The organism is Catenibacterium sp. RTP21428st1_D7_RTP21428_210409 (genome assembly GCF_040227455.1).
Taxonomy (GTDB): domain Bacteria; phylum Bacillota_I; class Bacilli_A; order Erysipelotrichales; family Coprobacillaceae; genus Catenibacterium; species Catenibacterium mitsuoka_A.
The window spans coordinates 1-5,761 of record NZ_JBEHVX010000120.1 but is presented as its reverse complement, the minus strand read 5'-3'; the positions used below and the strand labels follow the sequence as shown (position 1 = coordinate 5,761).

Genomic DNA, 5,761 nt, shown 5'->3' with positions numbered 1-5,761 from the left:
TTAAATTATATATGTCTTTTTAACTATCTTTTTATATCTTCTCAAATGTCCGCAAAGCCTTATTTTATCGGCTCTACGGGCATTTTGCTTTTGTGGTAAAGCTCACATACCTAGGTCTATCTTCTTATATTTTCGCTATCAATCGTGGTTAAAATCGTGGTAAATACTTCTATGCAATTAGACGCTGAACCTCTGATTTTGCGGTATCTATGGACGCATGAGCGTACCAGTTCATTGTGATACTGATATTTGAATGCCCCATGATATACTGTAAATCTTTCGGGTTCATGTTCTTGCTTGCCAGTCTTGTGCAGAACGTATGGCGTAGCGTATGCGGTGTGATATGTGGCAAGGGATTGTCCTTGTGTTGCTTGTTGTATTTCTTTACCATACGGACGAATAAGGCGTTATAATCAATCGCAACTTTGGGCTTGCCTTTATGATTGACAAATAGGAAATTGCTCCGTCCGTCTATCACAAATGGTTCTGTCTTTGGGCGTTTCTTCATAACCCGTTGAAATGCCTGTATTGTTTCTCTGCTTAATGGCACTTGCCTTATTCCGCTCTTTGTTTTAGGCGTTTCAATATAATAGCCTTGTTCCTTGCTCTTTAGTAACTGGTGGTCGATTATCACAACTTCATTCTTGAAATCAATATCGGCTACTGTCAGTCCGCACAGTTCCGAGATACGAAGTCCTGTCTTTAACAGTATCAGCACATCATCATAATACTTGTGATACACATTGTCCGTCTTGATGAATGAGAGTAGGGATTGTTCCTGTTCCTCTGTCAATGCGACTTTCTCTTTGGTATCATTTTCTAGGACTTCACTCAACTTGAAATCAAAAGGGTTTTTCCTTACACAATCGTCTTGTATGGCGATATAGAATGACGCTTTTAACGAGCGTTTATGGTTGTTAATGGTGTTATAGGAAAAGCCTTTGTCTTTCATGCGTAACGCCCATTCCTTAGCGTCAGAGGGTTTTATCGTATCAATGCTCCTAGCACCTAACTTGTCCTCTTTCAATAACCGCATGAGCTGTTCCCGTTGTTTCTGTGTGCTTTTCTTCACGTTTGCCCTCTGTGCGTTCTGTTTGGCGTAGAGTTGGCAAAGCGTCATTTTCTTGCCTGTGCTGTCGATACCGTCCTCAATATCCCGTCTTATCTGCTGTTCCAGTTCACGAAGTGAGGGTTTTTCCCGTTTTCCCTTTGGTGTCGGGTCTGTGGGTGTCAATCTCCAAGCATACACATATTTTGTGTTTCCAAATGCGTCCACATATTTATATAAGTATTTTCCGTCTGTTCGTTGGCTCTCTCCAGTATGCAGGATACGTCCTTTGCTATCCCGTCTTTTTTCTTTCATGGTGTCTGCTCCTTTCCTTATTGGAAAGAGCCTTGATATGACTTGTGTTTATCATAACACATACAAGGCTCATTTGCATTAGATTGCGTCCAATTTGTCAATGACCTTTTCAAACTGTCGGCGTTTAATCTGTATGCGGTTGCCATTCATAATGAGCCAGCCAGCGTCCTTGTTTTCCTCTGCCAAGCGTCTTAACTTGTTTTCTCCGATACGGAAATACTTTGACGCTTCTTCAATGGTAAGGGTGTATTTTTCCCATACAGGAATATCGTTGTTATTCATCAGATACCCCCTTTCCCATGTTTCGTGTCATACTGGATATAGGGGATAAGGTCGGTGCGGTCTATCCTCTGTAAGTGGGCGGTTAGTTTGCTGGAAAGGGAATTGCTGTATCTTGCCTTATCAAGCATAGTTCCCACTTTTTCCAGTCCACCTAATGCGTCATGTTCTTCCAAGAAGTAAAAACTTTTCACAGCGGAAATCACGCCACCCTCTGTGAGCCATTGCTGTGTTTCCTCAAGAGAATTATGTAGTTTCGGTACTTGCAGTTTTAAGACTTCCACAGCCCCTAAAAAGCGTTCCCAAAACCGACACGTTTTCCATCTGCTCTTATTACTTTCATTTCTGTTTGGCACGACAAAGCGTAGGTTGTTTGCCAATAGTCCGAAAGCCAGTTCCCCAAGTTCCAGCGGTCTGTCCTTGAATGTCATGGCAAAGGCATGAGCCTTATCATCACGCAGTTGCATTTCTGTCCGTTTCCAACTGCCGACTTCATCAAGTGTCTTATTATGTTTTGAACAGACTTCCTTATCCTTGTCATAAAAGCGGTAGGACAATCCCGATTTTCCAGCACCAATATAAACGGTCTTTGCGGTGTCGAAATCATCAAACTTACTTTCGTCAAAGTGATAGCCCTCACTATTCGAGATAAATTCCTCTTTTTCGCATTTCTTCTTTATCTGCTCTATGGTAAAGAATGGCTTTTCGTTCTTATCATCAATGGCAATATCAAGCCTTGTGAAATGGAAGTTATCCAGTCCGTATCTTCGCTCGCAACGTTTGAACATATCCCCAAAGGTATAGTTTCTGCTGTTGAGAATACGGAAAATATCATCACAACCTCTGCCCGTCATAACAAGATAACAGCCTAGCCCCTGTGGGTTGTCCTCTGTCTTTCTTGCGTCCCCCGATACATAAATATCTCCAATCTGCCAGCGTGCTTGATAAGTCTTGAATTTTATCGTTGCTGGATAGACATTGAAAATGTCAGTCGGTAAACCTAAAATGTGCATGATGACATCTTCTGCGTTTGCAGTTTCAAATACAATGCTGATGTAATCAATCTTAACAGATAAATTTTCGTGTGTTGCGATACTTCATTACTCCTTTCGTATGCCCCGATTTTTTGCAGGGTATAAATTGCATTTTTTCCTTTATTTATCACAGTTTCTAGGTACTATGACATGTATACGCAGGGCGGTGTTACATATACGCCCTTTACGAACGCCTAAAGGCGTTCCCTTTCTTCCTGTGTCTGCCCCGTTCTTAACGCTCACGAGCCTTGTAAGGCTCGTGGCTAAACGGAACAGCCCCAGTCAGAAACCTTATTTTCGGTCTGATAGTCCATGCTTATTCATGCTATCAAAGTGAAAATATATATTTTATATGCTTACTCAAGCGTGTGATTGACCCTAGCGTGCTTAATCACTCTGTCTAATACGATAATAACTCCATTAGAATTACTTGTCAAGAAGTTTTTGTTGACTTTTAGATATAGATTAAGTATGATATGCTTATAAATACCAAGAAAAGCAACGAAAGGAGCGGTTATACTAAGTTATGGAGCATTATGAAAAGAAAATCAGTTTCTTAGGAGAAAACATACAGACCATAAGAAAACACAGAGGAATGAAACAACAGGAACTTGCGGACAAAATCGGTATCAATATGCAGAGCCTTTCCAAGATTGAACGTGGCGTGAATTATCCTACCTTTGATACGTTAGAGAAGATAATGGACGTGCTGGGTGTAACGCCCAATGAATTATTGTCGGGAGAATGGAAGTATATTGACCACACCGAGCCCTATATCATGGATATTATCAAACGGGAACAAGACTTCAATGTTTCCTTAGATTACCTGTCTGAAAATGAATTTTTCGATGATGAAAAAGAATGCACATTTTACAAGGCATATAAACTCATACAGTATATCCATAACTACATTACCAATGAGGTTACGGAGTTGGAAGAACTTATGGAAATCAAGCAGTTGATACAGCGTCAAAAACTGGAACGCATGATAAAAGTACATAAGGAAATGCGAGGGTTAGACCGATACAGAGAACAGCCCAAAGAGTATAAATACCATGACCCTTATGATGATTGGATATTTCGTCAGCTTGCGGATATAGACAACAGAAACAACATTCCCGACACTTCTCCACAAGTAGACTTCAATGAAGCAGACTATGAAGATTATCTAAAGGCGAAATGGAACAGAGGTCTTTAATTTCCTCTTGCATGGAAGATACAGCAAACAAAAAGCCCAGTAAAGAGTGCAAAGCACCACCAATGGTGGCAAGGCTCTTGACAGGGCTTTTTCTTTTCTGTTGTGGGGTAATCAAGAGGAAGAAAGAAAAAGTGTGCATTTTTGTTCCATAAATGCTAAGGGTATGCTGATTTTTATTGTGGCGGATATATGGAACTGTTATAATATGGATATGAAGAAAGCGACAAATTTGAAAGTGTTAATAATTTTCAAACAGCCTCATTGCATGGAAATAAGAAACAGACTATCCTTAAAGTAGGAGGTGGCACAAATGGCAAATGAAGATAAAAAAGATTTTAATGCTATGTTGCATGATAGTAAGGATATGCCAAAATTTCAAATTATCATAGACCAGAAAAGTATTGAGAAATATGGTGGAAACAAAATGTATTTTGCTCCCCCGATTGACTATGACAAAGTAATGAAAAAAGTTCCGTATGGTAAAGTGATTACGGTTGGAAAAATACGAGAACACTTTGCAAAATTGAGTGGTGCAGATTTTACAGAGCCGATTACAGCGGGTATATTTGTTTCTATTGTAGCGTGGGCGAGTTATCAGCGTTCCGAAGATGAAACACCCTATTGGAGAACATTAAAAGCAAACGGAGAATTAAATGCTAAATATCCAAATGGTATTGAAGCACAGAAAGAAAAATTAGAAGCAGAGGGACATACCATTATTCAAAAGGGGCGTAAAAATATACGATACTATGTAAAGGACTATGAAAATTCTCTTTTTGATTTGAAATAGGCAAATTCTATTTCACAATTTCATATCTCTATACACAAAGCAGTTAGTCTTAGGATTGACTGCTTTTTTCATACCTAAATTTCAGATTGGAGTGATGAAATGGTGTTTGTTAGAGCTGTTCAATAAGATTATCGGTGCATAAAATTTTATTGTGGTGCAGATATGAAAATGATATAATGTGGATATGAAGAAACGGACAAATTAGAATTTGTCGAGCTGGTTAGTTCGAGATAATTTTGAGTTTGTTAAGATGTGGTGCACTTGATGGAATCACAGGTACGACATCATATTATGGAGGATGAAATAGATGATAGGTTTGATTGTTGCGAGGTCAAAGAATAATGTTATAGGCAAGAATGGTAATATACCATGGAAAATAAAGGGAGAACAAAAGCAATTTAGAGAGTTAACAACGGGTAATGTGGTTATTATGGGGCGAAAGTCTTATGAAGAAATCGGTCATCCGTTGCCTAATAGAATGAATATTGTTGTTTCCACCACAACAGAGTATCAAGGAGATAATTTAGTTTCAGTTAAATCATTAGAAGATGCATTATTATTGGCTAAAGGACGAGATGTATACATATCTGGTGGATATGGACTATTTAAGGAAGCTTTGCAAATAGTAGATAAAATGTATATCACAGAAGTAGATTTAAATATTGAAGATGGAGATACATTCTTTCCAGAATTTGATATCAATGATTTTGAAGTTTTGATAGGGGAAACACTTGGTGAGGAAGTGAAATATACGAGAACATTTTATGTAAGGAAAAATGAATTGAGTAGATTTTGGATTTAGGGTGTTTTCATAAATATATTGCTTTTTATGCATATATAAATTGTTGTAAGACAAATTCCAGTTTGACAATTTCATATCCATACACACAAAGCAGTTAGTCTTAGGATTGACTGCTTTTTAAAAAGACACCATTTAGGTGTAATGATGTCTTTTGGGTGTTATTTTATAGGTCATATCAAGGCTCATTCAATCGTGGTAAAATCGTGGTAAAATGAGTTTTTTCTATACTTCAAAATACTTGAAAGTATAGTGTTTATGCGGATAATCGAAAATTAGATATAAAATTTATAGAAAA

6 protein-coding genes are annotated in these 5,761 nt (G+C 38.2%); 3 read left to right on the top strand and 3 right to left on the bottom strand.

What is annotated here, in order from left to right:
• Positions 1 to 169: 169 nt before the first annotated feature.
• The 3 genes from ABUA27_RS11950 to ABUA27_RS11940 form a co-directional block, all read right to left on the bottom strand.
• The gene (locus ABUA27_RS11950) at positions 170 to 1,363 is read right to left on the bottom strand and encodes a site-specific integrase (protein ID WP_008816009.1); all 1,194 of its coding nucleotides are present in this window, start codon (positions 1,361 to 1,363) and stop codon (positions 170 to 172) included.
• 78 nt (positions 1,364 to 1,441) lie between these two features.
• On the bottom strand, positions 1,442 to 1,645 hold the full coding sequence (locus ABUA27_RS11945) for an excisionase (protein ID WP_002610247.1): 204 nt from the start codon (positions 1,643 to 1,645) through the stop codon (positions 1,442 to 1,444).
• Positions 1,645 to 2,706, bottom strand: coding sequence for a replication initiation factor domain-containing protein (locus tag ABUA27_RS11940; RefSeq protein WP_265951917.1), 1,062 nt, complete (start codon positions 2,704 to 2,706; stop codon positions 1,645 to 1,647). The genes ABUA27_RS11945 and ABUA27_RS11940 overlap by 1 nt, the downstream gene beginning before the upstream one ends.
• A 496-nt stretch (positions 2,707 to 3,202) precedes the next feature.
• On the opposite strand from ABUA27_RS11940, the gene ABUA27_RS11935 reads away from it, so the two are divergent.
• From ABUA27_RS11935 to dfrF, 3 genes are all read left to right on the top strand, one after another.
• Positions 3,203 to 3,874, top strand: a complete 672-nt coding sequence (locus tag ABUA27_RS11935; RefSeq protein WP_002322214.1) for a helix-turn-helix domain-containing protein — start codon at positions 3,203 to 3,205, stop codon at positions 3,872 to 3,874.
• Positions 3,875 to 4,184: 310 nt separating this feature from the next.
• Positions 4,185 to 4,664, top strand: coding sequence for an MGMT family protein (locus ABUA27_RS11930; protein WP_002322212.1), 480 nt, complete (start codon positions 4,185 to 4,187; stop codon positions 4,662 to 4,664).
• 307 nt (positions 4,665 to 4,971) lie between these two features.
• A complete protein-coding gene (gene dfrF / locus ABUA27_RS11925) occupies positions 4,972 to 5,466 on the top strand; it encodes a trimethoprim-resistant dihydrofolate reductase DfrF (RefSeq protein WP_002322211.1) in 495 nt (164 codons plus the stop codon).
• The last annotated feature ends 295 nt before the right edge of the window (positions 5,467 to 5,761 follow it).